The following is a 21602-nucleotide window of genomic DNA, read 5'->3' as shown; positions in this document are numbered from 1 at the left end:
TCTTATTTGGCTATGTTAGCATGTGCGCCCATGGAATGGGTAGAAATAGACTCAAGGCTTTGTCATGAATCAAAAATCCTGGCTGCTTAACCTCAGCCTGCTCAAAACACACCCGGCGTATCGCGCCGTTTTTATCGCTCGCTTTATCTCCATTTTGTCCCTCGGTCTGCTTGGTGTGGCCGTACCGGTGCAAATCCAGACCATGACTCACTCCAGCTGGCTGGTGGGGTTATCCGTCACCTTAACCGGCGGGGCGATGTTTATCGGCCTGATGGTGGGCGGCGTGCTGGCGGACCGCTACGAGCGTAAAAAACTGATCCTGCTGGCGCGCGGCACCTGCGGGGTGGGCTTTGTCGGGCTGTGTCTGAACGCCATGCTGCCGGAGCCGTCGCTGGTGGCCATTTACGTGCTGGGATTGTGGGACGGCTTTTTTGCTTCGTTAGGCGTGACGGCGCTGCTGGCGGCCACGCCCGCGCTGGTCGGGCGCGAGAACCTGATGCAGGCGGGGGCGATCACCATGCTCACCGTACGTCTCGGCTCGGTGATTTCGCCGATGGTGGGCGGTCTGTTGCTGGCGACCGGCAACGTGGCGTGGAACTACGGCCTTGCCGCGGCGGGAACGTTTATTACCACCCTGACGCTACTGCGTCTGCCGCTCCTGCCACCCCCGCCGCAGCCGCGCGAGCATCCGCTGAAGTCCCTGATGGCCGCGATTCGTTTCCTGTTCAGCAACCCATTGATTGGCGGCATTGCGCTGCTCGGCGGCCTGCTGACGATGGCGAGCGCCGTGCGCGTGCTGTATCCGGCGCTGGCGGGTGAGTGGCAGATGAGCGCCTCAGAGATTGGCGTGCTGTACGCCGCCATTCCGCTCGGTGCGGCCTTCGGGGCGCTGACCAGCGGCAACCTGGCGCAGAGCGCGAGACCGGGGTTGATCATGCTGGTGGCGACGCTGGCCTCGTTTATCGCCATTGGTTTCTTTAGCCTGATGCCGGTGTGGGCGCTGGGGGTGATGTGTCTGGTGATTTTCGGCTGGCTGAGCGCGGTCAGCTCTCTTTTACAGTACACCCTGATCCAGACCCAGACGCCGGAAGGGATGCTCGGGCGCATTAACGGCCTGTGGACGGCGCAGAATGTCACGGGCGATGCGATTGGCGCGGCGATCCTCGGCGGGCTGGGGGCGATAATGACCCCGGTGGCGTCGGCGAGCAGCAGCGGGTTTGTGTTAGCCGTTGTTGGCGTGATTTTACTGGCGGTTCTGGTGGAGTTGCGTCGGTTCAGGCAGACCCTGTAGGTCGGGTAAGGCGTAGCCGCCACCCGACAAAACGCCCGGTGGCGCTGCGCTTACCGGGCCTACGGGGAACGTGCCACTTATTTAAAAATTGTATTCAAACGCTGCAACACCAACATCGCGCTGTAATAATCCAGGCGGAACGTCTCGGTTCCTAATGCCCAGACGCGCTTGTTCTTCACCGACGGCAGATGCGCCAGCAGCGGGTTGGCGTAAATCGCGTCCACGTCTTTCTGATCGCCGGCAAACACGAACAGCCCTTCGCCGTTCAGCCCCGTCGCCAGGTTTTCACCCCCTAACTGGATAATGTCGTGGCGTTTGCCCTGACTTTTTGAGGTGTGCAACCCGGCAGGCACGTCGGCCAGCGTAAAGCCCAACTGGTGCAAAAGCTTGCCCTGCGCGGAGTCTGTCGTCCACAGGTTCGCCGTGTGCGCCGCGGCGGTGTAGACGATGGCGTTCACCGGCTGTGGCGGCAGCTTCATCTGCTGTTTCACCTTGGCGAGCTGTTTGTCGAAGGCAGCGATGCGCTCTGCGGCCTGTGTCTCCTGCCCGGTGATCGTCCCCAGTTGGGTCAGCAGTTCCTGCCAGCTTTTGTCGTCGTAGTTAATGATAAGCGTCGGCGCGATGGCGGAAAGCTGATCGTAGAGCGCCAGCGCGGAATCCCCGCCGGTGGCGCTGATCAAAATCAGGTCCGGCATCTGGGCCGCGACGGCTTCGGCGCTCGGCTCGCCGATGTACAGCCGGGCAACCTTACGCTGTTTGGCGATATCGCCCCACTGACGCAGGAAGCCCTGCGCATCCGCCACGCGGTTGTTTGGCGTGGTCGCGCCGCTGGCAATGACCGGCGCGTCAATGGCCAGCAGGGAGCCGGTTAAGGTCACGCTGGTGGAGACAATGCGCGTCGGTTTGCTCTCAAGCGTGTGAACGCCGCGGCTGTCGGTGACCTGGCGCGGCCAGTCGGCGGCGAGGGCTGAGGTTAGTCCTAAAACAAAAAGTCCTGTTAAAAGAAGGGCATTGCGGCAAACGGCAGCGATTTTCACAGAGCGGCATCCTGATTTTATTGAAGATAATGCTTCTCATTTTCAGGGCTGTAGGGAAGGGATGCAAGCGTTTGTCGCACAAGTTATTTGCCCGACGGTTGACAGCGGGGCGATGTGGGATTAGGTTAGCCGACTAAAATATAAATGATAATCATTATTGCTTCTTTTATCATTTTAAGGAGGATGATATGGACACGTCCCTGGCTGAGGAAGTTCAGCACACCGCGACCACGCTGCAATCAGACAGCTTTTTCTTTATGTCGCCCTATCGCAGTTTTACCACGTCCGGCTGTTTTGCCCGTTTTTCTGAACCCGCTGTGGGCGGTGACGATCCGGCGGGTCCTTTTCAGCAGAAATTAGCACAGGCTTTCCGGAATGCGAAAGCCAGCGGCATTGCCCATCCGGTGATGGTAGGGGCGATCCCCTTCGATACCCGCAAACCGTCATCGCTGTTTATTCCGCAACGCTGGCAAACCTTCTCCCGCCCGGCGCGTCAGCAGTCCGCACGCTACGCCTCCGGCGCGCAGACGCTGAACGTGCAACAACGCACCGAGATCCCGCCGCAGCCGGTTTTCGAGGAGATGGTGGCTCGCGCCGCGTCGCTCACCGCCACGCCGCAGGTGAATAAGGTGGTGCTGTCGCGCCTGATTGATATCGCCACCGACAAACAGATCGATAGCAGCGCGCTGATGGAGCGTCTTATCGCCCAGAACCCGGCGAGCTTTAACTTCCACGTACCGCTGGAAGACGGCGGCGTGCTGCTGGGCGCCAGCCCGGAACTGCTGCTGCGTAAAGAGGGCGCGCACTTTAGCTCGCTGCCGCTGGCGGGCTCTGCGCGCCGTCAGCCGGACGATGTGCTGGATCGCGAAGCGGGCACTAAGCTGCTGGCCTCCGAAAAAGACCGCCACGAGCACGATCTGGTCACGCAGGCGATGAAAACCATTCTGGAACCGCGTAGCCATCATCTGAGCATGCCGGCTTCCCCGCAGCTCATCACCACCCCGACGCTGTGGCATCTGGCCACGCCGGTAGAAGGTGAGGCTCGTGAAAACGAGAACGCCCTGACGCTGGCCTGCCTGCTGCACCCGACGCCCGCGCTGAGCGGCTTCCCGCATCAGGCGGCAAAAGAGCTGATTGCCGAGCTGGAGCCGTTTGACCGCGAGCTGTTCGGCGGCATCGTCGGCTGGTGCGACAGCGAAGGTAACGGCGAGTGGGTGGTAACTATCCGCTGCGCGCGGCTGCATCAAAATACCGTTCGCCTGTTTGCCGGCGCGGGCATTGTGCCTGCCTCCTCCCCGGTCGGCGAGTGGCGCGAGACGGGCGTGAAGCTCTCCACCATGCTCAACGTGTTTGGTTTGCACTAAGGAATACTCATGACCATCCCTTTTACCCGCTGGCCTGAGGAGTTTGCCCGCCGCTACCGTGAAAAAGGCTACTGGCAGGATCTGCCGCTGACCCACATCCTGACGGACCATGCGGACAGCGATACGGTCGCGATAATTGACGGCGAACGCCGCATCACCTACCGCGCGTTTAATCAGGCGGTGACGAATCTGGCGTCCTCCCTTCAGGCGCAGGGGCTGCATCGCGGGGAGACCGCGCTGGTACAGCTTGGCAACGTGGCCGAGTTCTACATCACCTTCTTCGCGCTACTGCAAATCGGCGTCGCGCCGGTCAACGCGCTCTTTAGCCATCAGCGCAGTGAACTCAACGCCTACGCGGAGCAGATCAAACCCGCCGTGCTGATTGCCGATCGCGACCACGCGCTGTTCTCGGGCGATGATTTTCTCAACACCGTTGTGGATGCGCATCGCTCGGTACGCGTTGTGCTGCTGCGCGGCGATAAGGGCGAACATGCGCTGGAGGCGGCGATTGCGCGCCCGGCGGACAATTTCATCCCGAACCCGACGCCCGCCGACGAAGTGGCGTTCTTCCAGCTCTCCGGCGGCAGCACCGGCACGCCGAAGCTGATCCCGCGCACGCATAACGATTACGACTACAGCATCCGTCGCAGCAACGAAATCTGCGGTATCACTGCGCACACCCGCTATCTGAACGCCCTTCCCGCGGCGCATAACTACGCCATGAGCTCGCCAGGATCGTTAGGCGTTTTCACGGCGGGTGGCTGCGTGGTGCTGGCGAACGATCCGAGCGCCACGCTCTGCTTCCCGCTGATTGAGCAGCATCAGATAAACGTCACCTCGCTGGTGCCGCCCGCGGTCAGCCTGTGGTTGCAGGCGATTGCCGACGGCGCGGGGAACGCCCAGCTGAAATCCCTCAGGCTGCTCCAGGTGGGCGGCGCGCGCCTCTCCGCCACGCTTGCGGCGCGCATTCCGGCGGAAATTGGCTGCCAGCTTCAGCAGGTGTTTGGCATGGCGGAAGGGCTGGTGAACTATACCGCCCTCGACGATGCGCCGGAGCGCATCATCAATACCCAGGGCCGCCCGATGTGCCCGGACGATGAAGTGTGGGTGGCGGACGAGGACGGCAACCCGCTGCCGCGCGGGGAGGTCGGGCGTCTGATGACGCGCGGCCCTTACACCTTCCGCGGCTATTTCAACAGCCCGGACCACAACGCCAGCGCCTTCGATGCCAACGGCTTCTACTGCTCAGGCGATCTGATCGCCATCGACGAGCAGGGTTACATCACCGTGCAGGGGCGCGAGAAAGATCAGATCAACCGCGGTGGCGAGAAGATCGCCGCCGAAGAGATCGAAAACCTGCTGCTGCGCCACGACGCGGTGATCCACGCCGCGCTGGTGAGCATGGAGGACAGCCTGCTGGGCGAAAAAAGCTGCGCGTACCTGGTGGTGAAACAGCCGCTGCGCGCGGTGGAGGTGCGCCGCTTCCTGCGCGAGCAGGGCGTTGCCGAATTTAAGCTGCCGGACCGCGTGGAGAGCGTGGATGCGCTTCCGCTCACGCCGGTCGGCAAAGTTGATAAGAAACAGTTGCGCCTGTGGCTTGCTGAACGCGCCCGGGGCTGAGGAACAGAGAATGGCTATTCCAAAATTAACCGCATATGCGCTGCCAACCGCCGCCGAACTGCCGACCAGTAAAGTAAGCTGGGCGTTTGAGCCGGAGCGCGCCGCGCTGCTGATCCACGATATGCAGGAGTACTTCCTGAATTTCTGGGGCGAAAATAGCGACATGATGCAGCAGGTAGTGGCGAACATCGCTAAACTGCGCGCGTACTGCAAAGAGCACAATATTCCGGTGTACTACACCGCGCAGCCGAAAGATCAGAGCGATGAAGACCGCGCCCTGCTGAACGATATGTGGGGGCCGGGTCTGACTCGCTCGCCGGAGCAGCAGCGCATCGTCGCTGAGCTGACCCCGGACGAAGCGGACACCGTGCTGGTGAAGTGGCGCTACAGCGCGTTCCACCGCTCCCCGCTGGAGCAGATGCTGAAAGAGACCGGCCGCAACCAGCTTTTGATCACCGGCGTGTACGCCCACATCGGCTGCATGACCACCGCCACCGACGCCTTTATGCGCGACATCAAACCGTTCTTTATCGCCGACGCGCTGGCGGATTTCACCCGCGACGAGCACCTGATGTCGCTGAAATACGTGGCAGGACGTTCGGGCCGCGTGGTGATGACCGACGAGCTGCTGCCGTCTGTTCCGGCAACGAAAGCCGCGCTGCGTGAGCTGATCCTGCCGCTGCTGGACGAGTCCGACGAGCCGATGGATGATGAAAACCTGATCGACTACGGTCTGGATTCAGTACGGATGATGGCGCTGGCCGCCCGCTGGCGCAAAGTGCACGGCGACATTGATTTCGTGATGCTGGCAAAAAATCCGACCCTCGATGCCTGGTGGGCGCTGCTCTCCCGCGAGGTGAAGTGATGGCTTTTGATTTTACCGGTAAAACCGTCTGGGTGACGGGCGCGGGTAAGGGCATTGGCTATGCGACCGCGCTGGCATTTGTGGAGGCCGGGGCGCAGGTGACCGGGTTCGATCTGGCTTTCCCTCACGGCGAATATCCGTTTGCCACCGAAACACTGGACGTGGCGGATGCGGCGCAGGCGAGTGATGTCTGCGGGCGTTTGCTCAGCAGCCTTGAGCGGCTCGACGTGCTGGTTAACGCGGCGGGCATTCTGCGTATGGGCGCGACGGATCAGCTTTCGCAGGAGGACTGGCAGCAGACCTTTGCGGTCAACGTCGGCGGCGCGTTCAACCTGTTCCAGCAGACGATGGGCCAGTTCCGTCGTCAGCAGGGCGGGGCGATTGTGACGGTGGCCTCTGACGCGGCGCACACGCCGCGCATCGGCATGAGCGCCTACGGCGCGTCGAAAGCGGCGCTGAAAAGCCTGGCGCTGACCGTCGGGCTGGAGCTGGCGGGCAGCGGCGTACGCTGTAACCTGGTGTCGCCGGGTTCTACGGATACCGACATGCAGCGCACGTTGTGGACCAGCGATGATGCGGAACAGCGGCGCATTCGCGGCTTCGGCGAGCAGTTCAAACTCGGCATTCCGCTCGGTAAAATTGCCCGTCCGCAGGAGATTGCCGCGACCGTGCTGTTCCTGGCATCCGATGCCGCCAGCCATATCACCTTGCAGGATATCGTGGTGGACGGCGGCTCCACGCTGGGGGCGTAATGATCTGGAAACGTCATTTATCCCTCGACGAACTGAATTCCACTAGCCAGAACACGATGGTGGAACACCTTGGCATCGTCTATACCCGCCTCGGGGACGATACGCTGGAAGCGGAGATGCCGGTGGATGCGCGCACACACCAGCCGTTTGGCCTGCTGCACGGCGGTGCGTCGGCGGCGCTGGCGGAAACGCTGGGGTCGATGGCCGGTTTTCTGATGACCCGCGACGGGCAGAATGTGGTGGGCACGGAACTGAACGCTACGCACCACCGCGCGGTCTCTCACGGTAAGGTGCGCGGCGTATGTCAGCCGCTGCATCTGGGCCGCTCCAGTCAGAGCTGGGAGATTGTGGTGTTCGACGAGCAGGGGCGGCGGTGCTGTACGTGTCGGTTGAGTACGATGGTGCTGGGTTAGATTGTGCGGCGGGAGTGCCGGGGGGCGGCTTCGCCTTACCCGGCCTACGAAACATGCAGACCCGGTAAGCAAAGCGCCACCGGGCGGTTGTTACAACATCGATACCACCCGCGTCAACAGCCGAATTCGCGGCGCAATGGACGCTTTATCCAGCCATTCCGCCGGGCTGTGGAACCCGGCGCCAACCGGCCCGAAGCCGTCAAGCGTGGGGATGCCGAGCGCGGCGGTGTGGTTGGCGTCGCTGCCGCCGCCGACTGCCTGCCAGGTAATGTCGATGCCTTCCGCTTTACCCGCCGCTTCAACCTGCTGCATCAGCGCCTGCGTCGCGTCGCTCGCGGCCATCGCCGGTTTGTGATTAACCCGCGTCAGCGTGGTGGTCACGCCGTCTAAAAAGCCTTGTTCACATAACAACTCCAGCGCCTGGTTCACCCGGTCATACTCGTCGTTTTCCCAGAAGCGAACGTCCAGTTCTGCCACAGCGCTGTCCGCGACCACGTTCGCCGCGCTGCCGCCCTGAATTACGCCGACGTTAAGTGTAGTGCCGCGATCCCAGTCCGTCAGCGCATTGATGGCGATAACGCTCTTTGCCAGCGCGGTGATCGCCGAGCGGCCTTTTTCCGGGTCATTGCCCGCGTGTGCCGCCACGCCGCTAAAGGTGAGGTGATAGCCCGCCATCCCTTTACGCGCTTTCACCAGCGAACCGTCGGCGCGGGCGGCTTCGCACACCAGCACGCAGCGGGAACGCTTAGCCAGCTCGCCAATCCACTCATGGGAATGGACAGATCCGGTCTCTTCGTCCGGGTTCATCGCAACGGCAATCGCGAGACGATCGTTGTCTGCGGCGTCAAGCGCGCGCATTGCCCACAAAATATTCATAAGTCCGCTCTTCATATCCGAGACGCCGGGGCCGTACAGGCGGGTTTCATCCTCGCTCAGCGGACGCGCGGCCACGGTGCCGGCGGGAAATACGGTATCCAGATGCCCGACCAGCAGCACGTCGAACCGTTCCGCCTGCGGCTTGTTACTGACGAAGACGCCGGGGCCCACCTTGTCGCCCAGGTTCACCTGCTCCGTATGCCAGCCTTCGCGCTGCCACAGTTGCTGGATGATGCCTGCAACAGCGGCGACGCCGTCAATCGTCTGGGTGCCGCAGTCTACGTTCACCAGGGTTTTCAGCTCTTCGATATAATGGTCAAGGTTCATGTTCACGTCCTGTTCAGAGAATAATGCGCATCAGCAGCATGGCTAAGAAAGCGTTGACCACCGAGAGGGCGATCATCAGCGGAATACGTTTGGCGCGGGTGCCAATCACCCCCAGAATGCGGCCCAGGTACTGCACCTGCGAGCCCATCAGGTAGATGGCGGGCGCCAGGATCGCCAGGTGCTCGCCGGTGAGGATGCCTTTATCAAACAGGCCGATGGCAACGCCGATCCCGCCGCCCATCGACATCCAGCCGCCAATCAGCACGGCGGCCGCTTCGCCCGGCAGGCCAAACAGGCCCATCAGCGGAGAGAAGATCGTGCCCAGCCCTTTCAGCGCGCCGGTAATTTCCAGCGCCTTGATGATGATAAAGGCCATCACCACGTTGGGCAGCGTGCTGCTGGTGGCAATGCTCCAGCCTTTGCGCGCGCCTTCGATAAACACATCGGTAATGACGGGATTGGACTGTGGGGCACTCATGCGGCGTCTCCTTTATGGGTAAACGTCAGGATCAGGCGCAGCAGATTGGCGCCGACAATTTTCATGATAAACATCACCGCGATACAGGCCCCGATGGAGGTGGGCACCGCCGCCGTGCCGTCAACGGCGAGCAGCGTGAAGAGGATCGCCCCGGAAGAGAAAAAGTTGGTGATCATCGCCCCGACGGAGAACTGGAACATGGCGAAAACGTCTTTCTCTTTTTCGCTGATTTGCCCTTCATCAGAGAGATTACGGGTAAGCGACGCGCCCACGTCGGTACTTTGCAGGCTGCCAATCAGCGCCAGCCCGGTGGTGCCAGGGATCCCCAATAGCGGGCGCAGCAGAGGAGTTAAGAGTTTTCGCGCGGCACGCAGGGCGCCATAGTGCTCCAGCACGTTGATTATCCCCAGGGCGAACATCACCGCGGGAATTAAACCGAGCGCGAAGAGAAACCCGTCCATCGCGCCGCTGCCGCCGGTGCCGCGAAAGGCGCTGCTGGCTGTGGTTAACGTACCGTCATCCAGACTGGCTTTGCTGACCACTTTGCCAAATGCGCCGTTGAGGGTGGTGAAATCAAAGACGCCGTACCACTCTTGTCCGCCTAACAGACCCGAGAAGAAAACGGCTGCAAACGCCAGCGCGAAGTACGCGCCCGGCCCGACCTGACTATCCTGAGGTACTGAACTGTTCATATCCTTTTCCTTGTATGCACGCGATTGCGCAGGATCATTCTGGCGAGGTTATGGCCAAAAAAAATGATACAAATCATTCCGTAAGGCGGTGTCTGGCCGAAAAAGGTAAAAGTGTGAACGGTGACGCTACGAAAGTGATCGGCTTAACAATGTGGTGTAAATGTCTGGTTTGACCACGCATTATTGCGTTTCAAAGTTGTTAAATTTTATCCGTTGTTCTAGAAACAAAATGTAACATCTCACTGTATCACAACAACGGATAACCATTATGAACAACTCAGGGAAATACCTTATATGGGCAGGGCTCTCCGTTGTGGGAGCCTTTGCCCTGGGCTACATCGCCCTCAACCGGGGGGAGCAGATCAATGCGCTCTGGATCGTGGTCGCCTCCGTCTGCATTTATCTGATCGCATACCGTTTTTATGGCCGTTATATCGCGAAGACGGTACTGGGCGTAGACGGCACACGCATGACGCCGGCCGTGCGTCATAACGATGGTCTGGACTACGTGCCGACCGATAAAAAAGTGCTGTTCGGTCACCATTTCGCGGCGATTGCCGGGGCAGGCCCGCTGGTGGGGCCGGTACTGGCCGCGCAGATGGGCTACCTGCCGGGGATGATCTGGATCCTCGCGGGGGTGGTGCTGGCGGGCGCGGTGCAGGACTTCATGGTGCTGTTCGTCTCCACCCGTCGCGACGGTCGTTCGCTGGGTGAGCTGGTGAAAGAGGAGATGGGGGCAACTGCCGGGGTGATTGCGCTGGTGGCGACCTTTATGATCATGGTCATCATCCTCGCGGTACTGGCGATGATTGTGGTGAAAGCCTTGACCCACAGCCCGTGGGGAACCTATACCGTCGCCTTCACCATTCCGCTGGCGCTGTTCATGGGGATCTACATTCGCTATCTGCGTCCGGGACGCATTGGTGAAGTTTCAGTCATTGGCCTGGTGTTCCTGGTGTTTGCTATTATCTCCGGTGGCTGGGTGGCGGAAAGCCCGACCTGGGCACCGTTCTTCGACTTCACCGGCGTGCAGCTGACCTGGATGCTGGTGGGCTACGGCTTCGTGGCGGCGGTGCTGCCGGTATGGCTCCTGCTGGCCCCGCGTGACTACCTCTCTACGTTCCTGAAAATTGGTACCATCGTCGGGCTGGCGATCGGCATTCTGATTATGCGCCCGACCCTGACCATGCCTGCCCTGACCAAATTCATTGACGGCACCGGCCCGGTCTGGACCGGTAACCTGTTCCCGTTCCTGTTTATCACCATCGCCTGTGGGGCAGTGTCTGGCTTCCATGCGCTTATCGCCTCCGGGACCACGCCGAAGATGCTGGCGAATGAAAATCAGGCCTGCCTGATTGGCTATGGCGGCATGCTGATGGAATCCTTCGTGGCGATTATGGCGCTGGTCTCGGCCTGTATTATCGACCCGGGCGTGTACTTCGCGATGAACAGCCCGATGGCGGTACTGGCCCCGGCCGGCACTGTTGACGTGGTCGCCTCTGCCGCGCAGGTGGTGAGCGGCTGGGGCTTTGCGATTACCCCTGAAACGTTGACGCATATCGCTAACGAGGTCGGCGAGCAGTCGATTATCTCCCGTGCGGGCGGGGCGCCGACGCTGGCGGTGGGTATGGCCTACATCCTGCACGGTGCGCTGGGCGGGCTGATGGATGTCTCGTTCTGGTATCACTTCGCCATTCTGTTCGAGGCGCTGTTTATCCTGACGGCGGTTGATGCCGGTACGCGCGCTGCGCGCTTTATGTTGCAGGATCTGCTGGGGGTGATCTCCCCGAATCTGAAACGTACCGATTCACTCCCGGCTAACCTGCTGGCGACGGCACTGTGCGTGCTGGCGTGGGGCTACTTCCTGCATCAGGGCGTGGTCGATCCGCTGGGCGGCATTAACACCCTGTGGCCGCTGTTCGGAATCGCCAACCAGATGCTGGCGGGCATGGCGCTGATGCTTTGTGCCGTAGTCCTGTTCAAGATGAAGCGCCAGCGTTACGCATGGGTGGCGCTGGTGCCAACGGCGTGGCTGCTGATCTGTACCCTGACAGCAGGCTGGCAGAAAGCCTTCAGCCCGGACAACAAGGTGGGCTTCCTGGCCATTGCCAACAAGTTCCAGGCGATGATCGACAGCGGCAAGATCCCGGCGCAGTACACCGAATCTCAGCTGTCCCAGCTGGTGTTTAACAACCGTCTGGACGCCGGGCTGACCATCTTCTTTATGGTGGTGGTTGTGGTGCTGGCGTTGTATTCTCTGAAAACCGCGCTGGCGGCGTTGAAAGTCGACACGCCAACGGCGAAAGAGACGCCGTATGAGCCAATGCCTGAGAACCTGGACGAGATTGTCACCCAGGCGAAAGGGGCGCATTAACCCGTGTGCCGGGTGGCGGCTTCGCCTTACCCGGCCTACATTTCTTATCCTCCCTCTCCCTCCGGGAGAGGGCCGGGGTGAGGGAAACAAACGAGAAACTGACTATGTTCGACACCCTTTCCAAAGCAGGTAAATACCTGGGCCAGGCCGCAAAAATGATGATTGGCGTGCCGGATTACGACAACTACGTCGAGCATATGCGCGTCAACCACCCGGATCAGACGCCAATGACCTACGAAGAATTTTTCCGCGACCGCCAGGACGCCCGCTACGGCGGCAAGGGCGGGGCGAAGTGCTGTTAACCCTCTTTTGGTAAATAGAGGCTGATCTGCTCCTGTTTACAGCCGTAAATTGCCGCCAGCTTTTCGCGGGTGCGCTTTTGCGGTCGGGAGTCCAGTGCCTCCAGCTGTGACACGGCGGACTGACTGATGCCGAGTTTTTCCGCCACCTCCTGCTGGGATAGCCCGCGCAGGATACGCCACGCGGCCTGCAGGCTGACGTTCTCGCTATGCATGATGTCGCACACTTCACCCGGTAAACCTACGTTATCGTAGATATCTGATTCGTAAGGGATGTCTTCCCAGTCGTTTTCATCATCGTCATCATACTCAAGCATGGCTAAACGCATGCGAAAATATTCATCGTAGGGAATGACAACATACTGTTTTTTTCCTTCTTCATCCTTGATGAACTGAACAGTCATATTCCGTATGCTCCTCATGAAGGTAGGTGGTGGTTGTCCGGCGTTTTACCGCCACTACGTAGCAGATATCACCCGGCGGATCCCCGAAGGTGTAAATGACCCTGTAATCACCTAATCGCAACCTGTAGTGGTTTTCGGGAGAAGATAATTTCTTGATATCCGCGACAGGTGATGTTTTATCATCCATCTTCTCCAGCCTGAATTTAATGCGGTTCTGATATCGCGTATCGATTTTAGAAAATTGCTTCTCTGCTGTTTTTGACCACACGATCTTCATCCGTACCTCCACTGTACGCCCACACAAAATATAAGGAAATAATAAGACTATTAGATAAATTCCGAATTTCTTATGGGGTACTGTAGAGCGGAAAAAAAGCGCAGGTAAGAGGCAAAACGCAAACCGTCGAGGCGGCTCGAAAAGGCCTCTGCTGGGCGACAGAGGCTTGCAGGAAAATTGCGATCAGGCGTTCAAACCGCCATCCACGTCCAGACCGGCGCCGGAAATTTGCCCCGCAGCCGGGCTGGCGAGGAAGGTGACCGCCGCTGCGATATCCTCCGGCTGGCCGTAATGACCAAGCGCGATCATCCGGCGCTGGGCTTCCGCCTGCTCGCCGTCTTCCGGGTTCATATCGCTGTTGGTCGGGCCGGGATGAACCAGGTTGACGGTAATGCCGCGCGGGCCTAAATCGCGGGCCAGACCCCGGGTAAGGGAGTTTAGGGCCGATTTGGTCATCGAGTAGACGGCGATCCCCGGCTGCGCCACGCGGTTCGCCAGACAGCTGCCGATGTTGATGATGCGTCCGCCGTCAGACATATGCACCAGCGCTTCCTGAATGGCGATCACCACGCCGCGGATATTGACGTTGATCAGAGCGTCGATGTCCGCCAGGGTCATGGACTCCAGCGGGCCGCCGCGTGCAATCCCGGCGTTATTGACCAGAATATCCAGCCCGCCGAGGGAGCGCGCCGCCTGCGTGACCGCATCCTGAATCGCCTGCGCGCTGGCGCTGTCGGCCTGAATCGCCTCGCCGTGTCGCCCCAGCGCGTTGATTTCATCGACGACCTGCTGGGCTTTATCGACGGATTTTTCGTAGGTGATAACCACATCGGCACCGGCGCGTGCCAGCGACAGCGCAATCGCCCGACCCAGCCCACGACTGGCGCCGGTGACCAGCGCCTTTTTACCTGTTAAATCGATCTGCATGATGACCTCGTTGTAAGAGTGGAGAGAATCATCATTAGGTATAGCCCGTCGGCGCGATTAACGGCTGAAGGATTCCACCTTCTCAAACGCGGCGCGCAGAACGTCAGGGCTTAACGTAATCGGTAAAAAGTGAATCGACTCCACCGGGCGCAGGGTGTGAGCAATGACCTTGTCCAGCTCGTCGCGGTTATGGATATCGACCTCCAGCGCGCGAAGCGTGGTCGGCAGGTTAAAACGCTGGTATGCCGCCACCAGCTGCGCCAGCACGTCCTCCTGACCGAGCAGGGCGCTCTGCACCAGAATGCCGTAGGCCACCTTGGTGCCGTGGAGGTATTTTTCCGTCTGCGGCAGCACGGTTAAGCCGTTGTGCACCGCATGTGCCGCCGCCACGCGGGTATAGCGTTCGCCCAGACCGCCGACCATACCGCCACCGGCGATAACGGCGTCCACCACGTCCCGAAACGCCTGCGTCTGGTCGCCGCGCTGCTGGTCGGCCAGCGCCTCTTCGCTGCGCTCCAGCAACACGTCGCGGATCGCCAGCGCACCGTTCAGGCCAAGACGCACGGTCAGCGGCAGGTTTTCCGGTTCAGGGGCGAGTACCGCCGCTTCGTACCACTTCGCCAGCGTATCGCCGATGCCTGCCAACAGGTATTCCGCCGGGGCGTTAAGGATGATTTGCGGCTCCACCAGCACCAGATAGTTGGCGTCGTCAAAAATCTCAAACTGTAGCGCCTGCCCGGCATCGTTGTACCACACGGAGAGCGGGGTCCACGCCGCGCAGGTGGCGGCGATGGTGGGAATGCCCACGAACGGCACGCCCAGACGACGTGCCACGGCCTTGACGGTATCCATTACCGCACCGCCGCCCACGCCAATCACCACGCTGGCTTCACCACCCGACGCGTTCACCAGATGAGTGACGTCACGCTCGCTGCAATGGCCCTTAAACAGCAGATGTTTTGCCCCCGTCGCGTTAAAACTCTCCGGCAGATAAGGGCGTGCGCCCTCGATAGCCCGCTCGCCGTAGATCCACACCGCGCGGGAAAGCTGTTCCGGAGTAAAGAAATCATCCAGGTGCGCAAGGCTTCCCGGATGAGAGAAGTAGTTCGCCGGGCCGGGCACGACGCGGATATTGGTGTTGCTCATGAAGTTGTCCTTTTTTAGCAAGCGCTAACCCGATGTTATGTCTGGACATCCGGATGGCTAATAATATTTCGCTTTATCTTATGCCTTTTCCGTCGTTGTCAGTCAACCGGAGCTGTGAAAAATTCGCTAAATCAGAAGAGTAATGAAGGATTTACGCGGATGGTTTCCAGTCGCCTTGAGATGCGCGGTATCAGCCTGGCCTTTTCCGGCTTTCAGGCCCTGTCGCGCGTGGATTTCACCCTGAATGGCGGGTCGGTGCATGCGCTGACCGGCGCCAACGGCGCGGGAAAATCGACGTTGATGGCGGTGCTGTGTGGGACGCACGATCGTTATGAAGGCGAAATCTGCATTAACAACCAGCAGGTAAGCATCCGCGAGCCGCTGGACGCTAAACGGCTGGGTATCCACCTTGTGCAGCAGGAGGTGGACGTGGCGCTGATCCCCGGGCTGAGCATTGCGGAGAACATTATGCTCGACCAGCTGGCGCAGCCGGGACACCGCTACAGCTGGCGCGCGATTCGTCAGCAGGCGCGGCAGGCGCTGGCGCAGCTGGATGTTTCGCTGGACGTTCGCCGTTCCATCGACAGCTGCACGCTGGCTGAAAAGCAGCAGATTTTGCTGGCGCGGGCGCTCTCGCACCACTGCCGTTTTCTCATTCTTGATGAGCCCACTGCGCCGCTGGACGCGCACGAAAGCGAGCGTCTGTTTGCGGTAGTAAGACGTCTGCAACAGCAGGGCATTGGCGTGGTGTTTATTTCTCACCGCATTCACGAGCTGAAGGCCATCTGCGACACCCTGACGGTGCTGCGCGACGGCAGGCTGATTGAGTCCGGCCCGATGGCGGATCTGAGCGGAGAGGAGATCGTCGAGAAGATGCTCGGCCACGAGCTGAGCGATATCTATCCGCCCCCGCGACCGCCGCACGGTGAAGAGATGCTGCTGCGGGTGGAAGGCCTGCACGACGACGCGCTGCTGAAAGATATCTCCCTGCATCTGCGCAAAGGTGAAATCCTCGGCATTGCCGGGCTGGCGGGGGCGGGGAAAACGGAACTCTGCAAGGCGCTGTTTGGCGCCAGCAAAAGCCGCGTGGCGCGCGGCGAGCTGAACCATCAGGCCTGGAAACCGCGCGATCCGGCAGACTCGGTGCTACGCGGTCTGGCGCTGGTGCCGGAGGAGCGGCGCAAAGAGGGCATTTTTATCGACGAGCCGGTGAGCATGAACCTTGCCGTGTGCGCCGATAACAGTTTCTCGCGCTGGAGCCTGTTTGGTCATCGTCAGGCGTGGCGCTGGGCGGAAGAGGTGATTGCCCGCGTCGGCGTGCGCACGCGCGGGCCGGGGCAGGTGCTGCGTCGGCTTTCCGGCGGTAACCAGCAGAAGGTCGCCATCGGGAAATGGCTGCGCAATGACGCCAGCGTGCTGATATTCGACGAGCCGACCAAAGGCGTGGACGTGAAGGCCAAAACCGATCTGTTTCAGCTGATCGACGGCCTGGCGCGCGAGGGCAAAGGGGTGATTTACGCCTCAGGTGAATTTGCCGAGCTGGTCGGTCTGTGCGACCGCATCTGCGTGCTGTGGGACGGGCGCATCGTGGCGGAAATCGCCGGGGCAGAGGCCCGGGAAGAAACACTACTTTATTATTCAACCGGAGGAACGGCGTCGTGAGCAAGGCCCTTTCAGTGACCACGGCGGCGTCTGGCCGTCATCAGATTTTCGATTTTCTTTATAAGTGGGGCATGCTGCTGACCGTCGTCGCGCTGGTGGCGGTGTTTGGCCTGGCGTCGGACAGCTTCCTCGACCCGAACAACATCATCAACATTCTGCGCTCGATTGCCATCGTGACGGTGATTGCCGTTGGCGTCTCTATTTCGCTGACCGTCGGCGGGTTCGATCTCTCCGTGGGATCTACCGCGTCGCTGGCGAACGCGCTGGTGATTTCGCTTTTCGTCTGGCACGGCTTTGGCACCACCGAGTCGATTCTGCTGACCCTCGCGCTCTGTACGCTGGTCGGCCTGTTTAACGCCTTTCTGATCGTCATCCTGCGCATTCCGGACATGCTCGCGACCCTTGCCAGCCTGTTTGTCATTCAGGGTGTGGCGATGACCTACAGCTACGGCGGGTCGATTACCGAGAACATGGTACTGCCGAGCGGCGACATGGCGGAAGGGACCATTCCGGCGGCGTTTGGCCTGCTGGGGCAGGTGCCGACCATTGTGATCGTCATGCTGGTGGTGACCGTGCTGGCGCAACTGGGCCTGTCGCTGACCACCCATGGACGCCGGATGTACGCCATTGGCGGCAACCCCGAAGCCGCGCGCCTCTCCGGCATTCGCACCACTCGCTACAAAGTGGCAGCCTACGTGATTGCCTCTCTGCTGGCGGGGCTGGGCGGCATTCTGCTGGCCTCGCGTATTGGTTCATCGCAGGTGAATGCGGGCGGCGGCTACCTGATGGACGCGGTGGCGGCGGCGTGGATCGGCTTCTCGCTGGCCGGATCCGGCAAGCCGAACGCGCTGGGTACGCTGGTGGGGGCGGTGATCCTCGGCGTGCTGTCGAACGGGCTGGTGATGCTCTCCGTGCCGTATTACGCCATGGACATTATAAAAGGGCTGGTGCTCGCGGTAGCGCTGGCGATTACCTACATACAAAAACGCTGACAACACAACGGGATAATAAATGAAAAAGATTGCGCTCTCTTTGGTAGCTCTTGGGTTACTCACTTCTCTGCCGGGCCTGGCGGCTACCCCCACGCCGGTTCCGACCGCCATTGCCAGCCATGACGGCCCGATCCGCATCGCGGTGATCCGCAACCTGGGCTCGGACGACAACACCACGCAGTTTGTTGCCGGGGCGATTCAGGAAGGGAAAAAGCTCGGCTTTAAGGTCAGCACCTTTTTAAGTAACGGGGACGACGCCAAATTCCAGGATTTCGTTAACCAGGCCATCAGCCAGAAATACGACGGGATTATTCTCTCTCAGGGGCGCGATCCGTACTCCACCGCGCTGGTGAAGAAGGCGGTGGATGCCGGGATCAAAGTTTCGGTGTTTGATACCGCTGTGAACGGCGAGATCCCGGGCGTAACCGTTACCCAGCAGGACGATGCCTCCCTGACCAACCTCTCTTTCGGCCAGCTGGCGAAAGATTTCAACGGCAAGGCCAATATCGTCAAGCTATGGGTCGCGGGCTTCCCGCCGATGGAGCGCCGTCAGGCGGCCTACAAAGAACTGCAAAAGCAGTACCCGGAGATTAAAGAGCTGGAGTCCATCGGCGCGGTCTCCTCTGACGTGCAGGGCGACACTGCCAACAAGGTGGGCGCGATCCTCGCGAAATACCCGAAAGGTAAAATCGATGCCATCTGGGGTACCTGGGATGCCTTCAGCCAGGGCGCGTATAAGGCGCTGAAAGAGAACGGCCGAACCGAGATCAAACTCTACAGCATCGACATCTCCAACCAGGATTTACAGCTGATGCGCGAGCCGGGTAGCCCATGGGCAGTGAGCGTGGCGGTGGATCCGAAGCTGATTGGCGCGACCAACGTACGCCTGATTGCCAATAAGATTGCCGGAGAAGCGACGCCTGCCACTTACGATTTCAAGGCGGCGGCCATTCCGCAGGCGCTGCTGACCGCCCAGCCGGGCGCGGTGAACGTGGCGTCTCTGGGGAAAATCATTCCGGGCTGGGGCCAGACGGAAGATTTTATCGCGCCGTGGTTTGCGACCCTTGCCGCTAAAAACAAGTAAACCAAGCCGGGTGGCGGCTGCGCCTTACCCGGCCTACATTTCGCACCCGTAGGCCCGGTAAGCGCAGCGCCACCGGGCGTAAGGAGCATAAGGTGTCTCAATTACCCCCTCCCGAATACAGCCGCAATATGCGGCTGATTGGCCATAGCGATCAGGGCGGTCGCCCGGACGGCGTGCAGCTGATGGTGCACCGCGGTTTCGCCTATATCGGCCATATGGTGTCGCAGGGCTTTTCGATAGTGGATGTGCGCGACCCGAAAAAACCAAAAGCCGCAGGATACGTGCCTGCGCCGCCGGGTACCTGGAATGTGCATCTCCAGGCGCATGACGACCTGCTGCTGGTGATCAACGCCCGGGATCTGTTTGCCGATGCGCGTTTTGCCGACGAGAAGGTCTACTACACCCGCCAGGTGGGGGAGACCGTCAGCGATGTGCAGGATAAAGGCTGGAGCGCCGGGCTTCGCGTCTTTGATATCTCCACACCGGACAGGCCACGCGAGATAGGCTTTTTATCGCTGAGCGGCATCGGCATTCACCGCATCTGGTACGTCGGTGGCCGCTGGGCGTATGTCTCAGCGCTGATAGACGGCTTTACCGACTACATCTTTCTGACCATCGATCTGGCGGACCCGCGCAAGCCTGAAGTGGCGGGACGCTGGTGGCTGCCGGGGATGAATCAGGCCGAAGGCGAACAGCCGAACTGGCCGGAAGGCAAACGCTACGCCCTGCACCATGCGATTATTGCAGGCGATACCGCGTACGGCAGCTGGCGCGACGGTGGCCTGACGCTGCTGGACGTGAAGGACCGCACCCGGCCTAAGCTCATTAGCCATCGTAACTGGAGCCCGCCGTTTGGCGGCGGGACGCACACCGCGCTTCCGCTGCCGGATCGCGACCTGCTGGTGGTGCTGGACGAGGCGGTGCTGGATAACCAGCAGGACGGCGAGAAGCTGATCTGGCTGTTTGATATCCGCGAGCCGTCGAACCCGGTGAGCATTTCTACCTTCCCGCAGCCGGATGAAACCGACTACGTGGCGAAAGGGGCGCATTTCGGCCCGCACAACCTGCACGAAAACCGGCCGGGGAGCTTTGTCAGCTCAACGCTGATCTTCGCGACGTACCAGAACGCGGGCGTGCGCGCGTATGACATTTCCAATCCGTATCGCCCGGTGGAAACGGGGGCGCTGGTGCCCGCGGCGCCGGAAAAGATGATGGATACGCGGCCCAATCGCCCGCAGGTGATCCAGTCGTGCGACGTGTTTGTGGATGCGCAGGGGATTATTTACAGCACGGATTATAACGGTGGGATGTCGGTGATTGAGTATCTGGGGTGAGTTTTTGCCGGGTGGCGGCTTCGCCTTACCGGGCCTACATTTTGCACCCGTAGGCCCGGTAAGCGCAGCGCCATCGGGCAAACGTTCTCAACTGTACTGCCGCACTCGCGCTACCAGCTCTTCCGCGCTGTCGATGCGGTCAGCAATCACAATCAGCGCCTTGCCGAGGGATATCGCGTGGCGCAGGCATTCGTGACGCATCGCTTCATCCTGAATGGTGTCGATATCCGCCACATGGGAAAGCCCGACGCTGCGGCGAATCAGCTCGGTGCCGCAGAATCCGATGGCATCGTGCCAGACCTTTTTCAGGAACGCAGAGGCATAGCCCGGCGCGCTGAGCGCGGCGTCGCGCGTTTTCTCGTTCGCCAGCGCCTGGAAGCGCTCCGCGAAGGTGTTCCACAGTTCCTGAATATCGGTCAGGCGCTGCTCGCGCGCGGCGGCGGCATCGCGAATGCCCAGATGCCCCGGCAGGCCGCAGAAGTTCAGCAGCAGGTTGCCGATGGCGGTGCCAACGTCAAAGCCAATCGGGCCAAAGTAGCCGAACTCGGCGTCGATGGCCTTCAGGCTGCCGTCGGCCACAAAAATTGAGCCGCTGTGAATGTCCCCGTGCAGCAGGGCTTCGGCATGCGAAAAGAAGCGGTGCTTCAGGGAGGCCACGGCGATTTTAAGCTGGGCGTCGTCGCGAAGGGTGGCAACATCGTTCTCCAGATCGGCCGGGTAGCTATTGCGCGCGTGGATCTGGTACGGATCGTTGAAGAACAGATCTTCGGTGATCTCGCACATCTCCGGGTTGATGAATTTTGCCACCTGCGCTTTTTTCTCGTGCGGATGCAGATAAAAATCGCTGGTGTGGAACAGGGTGTGAGCAAGATATTCACCCAGCTGCCGCGCCGCCTGCGGGTAGTAAATGTTGTTAATCAGCTCGCCGCGCCAGATGCGATGGCTGGAGAGATCTTCCATCACCATCACCGCCAGTTCCGGGTCAAAGTGGTGGATTTTCACCGTGTGCTCAGGGCTGTGCTTGTAATGCTCGACCAGGGTTTGCGCCTCCAGGCGAGCGCGATCCAGCGTCAGCGGCCAGGACTCGCCGACGCAGCGCACATAGGGCAGCGCCTGCTTAACGACGATGCGGCTCACCCCCGCGCTATCGAATATTTTAAAGACCAGGTTGAGGTTGCCGTCGCCGATTTCCTGCGCCTCCACCAGCGATGACGGATCGTCAAGTCCGCCAAACTGCCTGGCATACTCCACGGCGTCCTGAGCGGTAAAGGTACGGTATTGCGACATGGCCTGCTCCTCAGTTTTGCTAATTAAGACATGTAGACGTCTATACATCTGGATTTCATCCTGACACAATGTGCTACAACAACGCAACAGGGAATTAACGA

General features: G+C 60.4%; 21 protein-coding genes. 12 read left to right on the top strand and 9 right to left on the bottom strand.

Annotated elements, in window-relative coordinates; translation table 11 throughout:
- Window positions 1-64: 64 nt before the first annotated feature.
- Window positions 65-1291: an enterobactin transporter EntS gene (gene entS / locus ACOTX2_RS09535; RefSeq protein WP_023299557.1), complete on the top strand. Its 1227-nt coding sequence runs from the start codon at window positions 65-67 to the stop codon at window positions 1289-1291.
- A 77-nt stretch (window positions 1292-1368) separates the two neighbouring features.
- Here the strand turns inward: entS and fepB are convergent, their stop codons facing one another.
- The gene (gene fepB, locus ACOTX2_RS09530; protein WP_063148039.1) at window positions 1369-2328 is read right to left on the bottom strand and encodes a Fe2+-enterobactin ABC transporter substrate-binding protein; all 960 of its coding nucleotides are present in this window, start codon (window positions 2326-2328) and stop codon (window positions 1369-1371) included.
- Between the two features lie 188 nt (window positions 2329-2516).
- Between fepB and entC the strand changes: the two genes are divergently transcribed.
- Genes entC through entH form a run of 5 tightly spaced genes read left to right on the top strand, consistent with a single transcriptional unit; the run spans window position 2517 to window position 7342 of the window.
- Window positions 2517-3692 (top strand): isochorismate synthase EntC, encoded by a 1176-nt coding sequence (gene entC, locus ACOTX2_RS09525; RefSeq protein ID WP_063148038.1) that lies wholly within the window; start codon window positions 2517-2519, stop codon window positions 3690-3692.
- A 9-nt stretch (window positions 3693-3701) separates the two neighbouring features.
- Complete coding sequence (entE, locus tag ACOTX2_RS09520; RefSeq protein ID WP_063148037.1) at window positions 3702-5312, top strand: (2,3-dihydroxybenzoyl)adenylate synthase EntE; 1611 nt, start codon at window positions 3702-3704, stop codon at window positions 5310-5312.
- A 10-nt stretch (window positions 5313-5322) separates the two neighbouring features.
- The gene (locus ACOTX2_RS09515) at window positions 5323-6177 is read left to right on the top strand and encodes an isochorismatase (RefSeq protein WP_022647383.1); all 855 of its coding nucleotides are present in this window, start codon (window positions 5323-5325) and stop codon (window positions 6175-6177) included.
- Window positions 6177-6929, top strand: coding sequence for a 2,3-dihydro-2,3-dihydroxybenzoate dehydrogenase EntA (entA, locus tag ACOTX2_RS09510; RefSeq protein WP_023305663.1), 753 nt, complete (start codon window positions 6177-6179; stop codon window positions 6927-6929). Before ACOTX2_RS09515 ends, entA begins: the two co-directional genes overlap by 1 nt.
- Window positions 6929-7342, top strand: coding sequence for a proofreading thioesterase EntH (entH, locus tag ACOTX2_RS09505; RefSeq protein ID WP_063148036.1), 414 nt, complete (start codon window positions 6929-6931; stop codon window positions 7340-7342). Before entA ends, entH begins: the two co-directional genes overlap by 1 nt.
- 90 nt (window positions 7343-7432) lie before the next feature.
- Here entH and ACOTX2_RS09500 read toward each other — a convergent pair whose 3' ends face one another.
- The 3 genes from ACOTX2_RS09500 to ACOTX2_RS09490 are packed head-to-tail and all read right to left on the bottom strand — an operon-like array spanning window position 7433 to window position 9715.
- Window positions 7433-8545: a M20 family metallopeptidase gene (locus ACOTX2_RS09500; protein WP_063148035.1), complete on the bottom strand. Its 1113-nt coding sequence runs from the start codon at window positions 8543-8545 to the stop codon at window positions 7433-7435.
- Window positions 8546-8558: 13 nt separating this feature from the next.
- A complete protein-coding gene (locus ACOTX2_RS09495) occupies window positions 8559-9023 on the bottom strand; it encodes a YjiG family protein (protein WP_023305665.1) in 465 nt (154 codons plus the stop codon).
- Window positions 9020-9715, bottom strand: a complete 696-nt coding sequence (locus tag ACOTX2_RS09490) for a nucleoside recognition domain-containing protein (protein WP_063148034.1) — start codon at window positions 9713-9715, stop codon at window positions 9020-9022. The genes ACOTX2_RS09495 and ACOTX2_RS09490 overlap by 4 nt, the downstream gene beginning before the upstream one ends.
- A 268-nt stretch (window positions 9716-9983) precedes the next feature.
- On the opposite strand from ACOTX2_RS09490, the gene cstA reads away from it, so the two are divergent.
- Both cstA and ACOTX2_RS09480 read left to right on the top strand, forming a co-directional pair.
- Window positions 9984-12089, top strand: a complete 2106-nt coding sequence (gene cstA, locus ACOTX2_RS09485; RefSeq protein ID WP_038415638.1) for a pyruvate/proton symporter CstA — start codon at window positions 9984-9986, stop codon at window positions 12087-12089.
- A 104-nt stretch (window positions 12090-12193) separates the two neighbouring features.
- Window positions 12194-12391, top strand: a complete 198-nt coding sequence (locus tag ACOTX2_RS09480; RefSeq protein WP_006809671.1) for a YbdD/YjiX family protein — start codon at window positions 12194-12196, stop codon at window positions 12389-12391.
- Here ACOTX2_RS09480 and ACOTX2_RS09475 read toward each other — a convergent pair.
- From ACOTX2_RS09475 to ACOTX2_RS09460, 4 genes are all read right to left on the bottom strand, one after another.
- Complete coding sequence (locus ACOTX2_RS09475; RefSeq protein WP_038415640.1) at window positions 12388-12792, bottom strand: helix-turn-helix domain-containing protein; 405 nt, start codon at window positions 12790-12792, stop codon at window positions 12388-12390. The genes ACOTX2_RS09480 and ACOTX2_RS09475 overlap by 4 nt on opposite strands.
- Window positions 12767-13069, bottom strand: coding sequence for a type II toxin-antitoxin system RelE family toxin (locus ACOTX2_RS09470; RefSeq protein ID WP_032624689.1), 303 nt, complete (start codon window positions 13067-13069; stop codon window positions 12767-12769). The genes ACOTX2_RS09475 and ACOTX2_RS09470 overlap by 26 nt, the downstream gene beginning before the upstream one ends.
- 183 nt (window positions 13070-13252) lie before the next feature.
- On the bottom strand, window positions 13253-13996 hold the full coding sequence (locus ACOTX2_RS09465) for an SDR family NAD(P)-dependent oxidoreductase (protein ID WP_038415642.1): 744 nt from the start codon (window positions 13994-13996) through the stop codon (window positions 13253-13255).
- 57 nt (window positions 13997-14053) lie between these two features.
- Window positions 14054-15142: an oxidoreductase gene (locus tag ACOTX2_RS09460; RefSeq protein ID WP_038415644.1), complete on the bottom strand. Its 1089-nt coding sequence runs from the start codon at window positions 15140-15142 to the stop codon at window positions 14054-14056.
- 159 nt (window positions 15143-15301) lie between these two features.
- Here ACOTX2_RS09460 and ACOTX2_RS09455 point away from each other — a divergent pair, with 159 nt between their 5' ends.
- The 4 genes from ACOTX2_RS09455 (at window position 15302) to ACOTX2_RS09440 (ending at window position 20214) form a co-directional block, all read left to right on the top strand.
- Window positions 15302-16804, top strand: coding sequence for a sugar ABC transporter ATP-binding protein (locus ACOTX2_RS09455; RefSeq protein WP_038415646.1), 1503 nt, complete (start codon window positions 15302-15304; stop codon window positions 16802-16804).
- The gene (locus tag ACOTX2_RS09450; protein ID WP_063148030.1) at window positions 16801-17796 is read left to right on the top strand and encodes an ABC transporter permease; all 996 of its coding nucleotides are present in this window, start codon (window positions 16801-16803) and stop codon (window positions 17794-17796) included. The genes ACOTX2_RS09455 and ACOTX2_RS09450 overlap by 4 nt, the downstream gene beginning before the upstream one ends.
- A 19-nt stretch (window positions 17797-17815) precedes the next feature.
- Entirely contained in the window at window positions 17816-18880 is a 1065-nt protein-coding gene (locus ACOTX2_RS09445; protein ID WP_063148029.1) for a sugar ABC transporter substrate-binding protein, read from the top strand.
- A 92-nt stretch (window positions 18881-18972) separates the two neighbouring features.
- The gene (locus tag ACOTX2_RS09440) at window positions 18973-20214 is read left to right on the top strand and encodes an LVIVD repeat-containing protein (protein ID WP_022647399.1); all 1242 of its coding nucleotides are present in this window, start codon (window positions 18973-18975) and stop codon (window positions 20212-20214) included.
- Window positions 20215-20301: 87 nt separating this feature from the next.
- Here ACOTX2_RS09440 and mtnK read toward each other — a convergent pair whose 3' ends face one another.
- Window positions 20302-21501, bottom strand: a complete 1200-nt coding sequence (gene mtnK / locus ACOTX2_RS09435; RefSeq protein WP_063148028.1) for an S-methyl-5-thioribose kinase — start codon at window positions 21499-21501, stop codon at window positions 20302-20304.
- Window positions 21502-21602: the final 101 nt, after the last annotated feature.

Origin of the sequence: Enterobacter cloacae complex sp. IR5412 (genome assembly GCF_049237385.1) — a bacterium.
GTDB classification, from domain to species: domain Bacteria; phylum Pseudomonadota; class Gammaproteobacteria; order Enterobacterales; family Enterobacteriaceae; genus Enterobacter; species Enterobacter intestinihominis.
The sequence above is the reverse complement of the archived record's forward strand: the minus strand, read 5'-3'. Positions and strand labels throughout refer to the sequence as shown.

Coding starts and splice junctions, on each gene's coding strand:
- ACOTX2_RS09465 (WP_038415642.1), bottom strand. CDS start 13,996: ATGCAGATCGATTTAACAGGTAAAAAGGCGCTGGTCACCGGCGCCAGT.
- mtnK (WP_063148028.1), bottom strand. CDS start 21,501: ATGTCGCAATACCGTACCTTTACCGCTCAGGACGCCGTGGAGTATGCC.
- entH (WP_063148036.1), top strand. CDS start 6,929: ATGATCTGGAAACGTCATTTATCCCTCGACGAACTGAATTCCACTAGC.
- entA (WP_023305663.1), top strand. CDS start 6,177: ATGGCTTTTGATTTTACCGGTAAAACCGTCTGGGTGACGGGCGCGGGT.
- ACOTX2_RS09455 (WP_038415646.1), top strand. CDS start 15,302: ATGGTTTCCAGTCGCCTTGAGATGCGCGGTATCAGCCTGGCCTTTTCC.
- entE (WP_063148037.1), top strand. CDS start 3,702: ATGACCATCCCTTTTACCCGCTGGCCTGAGGAGTTTGCCCGCCGCTAC.
- ACOTX2_RS09480 (WP_006809671.1), top strand. CDS start 12,194: ATGTTCGACACCCTTTCCAAAGCAGGTAAATACCTGGGCCAGGCCGCA.
- ACOTX2_RS09470 (WP_032624689.1), bottom strand. CDS start 13,069: ATGAAGATCGTGTGGTCAAAAACAGCAGAGAAGCAATTTTCTAAAATC.
- ACOTX2_RS09495 (WP_023305665.1), bottom strand. CDS start 9,023: ATGAGTGCCCCACAGTCCAATCCCGTCATTACCGATGTGTTTATCGAA.
- ACOTX2_RS09445 (WP_063148029.1), top strand. CDS start 17,816: ATGAAAAAGATTGCGCTCTCTTTGGTAGCTCTTGGGTTACTCACTTCT.
- entC (WP_063148038.1), top strand. CDS start 2,517: ATGGACACGTCCCTGGCTGAGGAAGTTCAGCACACCGCGACCACGCTG.
- cstA (WP_038415638.1), top strand. CDS start 9,984: ATGAACAACTCAGGGAAATACCTTATATGGGCAGGGCTCTCCGTTGTG.
- ACOTX2_RS09515 (WP_022647383.1), top strand. CDS start 5,323: ATGGCTATTCCAAAATTAACCGCATATGCGCTGCCAACCGCCGCCGAA.
- ACOTX2_RS09500 (WP_063148035.1), bottom strand. CDS start 8,545: ATGAACCTTGACCATTATATCGAAGAGCTGAAAACCCTGGTGAACGTA.
- ACOTX2_RS09490 (WP_063148034.1), bottom strand. CDS start 9,715: ATGAACAGTTCAGTACCTCAGGATAGTCAGGTCGGGCCGGGCGCGTAC.
- ACOTX2_RS09475 (WP_038415640.1), bottom strand. CDS start 12,792: ATGACTGTTCAGTTCATCAAGGATGAAGAAGGAAAAAAACAGTATGTT.
- entS (WP_023299557.1), top strand. CDS start 65: ATGAATCAAAAATCCTGGCTGCTTAACCTCAGCCTGCTCAAAACACAC.
- ACOTX2_RS09460 (WP_038415644.1), bottom strand. CDS start 15,142: ATGAGCAACACCAATATCCGCGTCGTGCCCGGCCCGGCGAACTACTTC.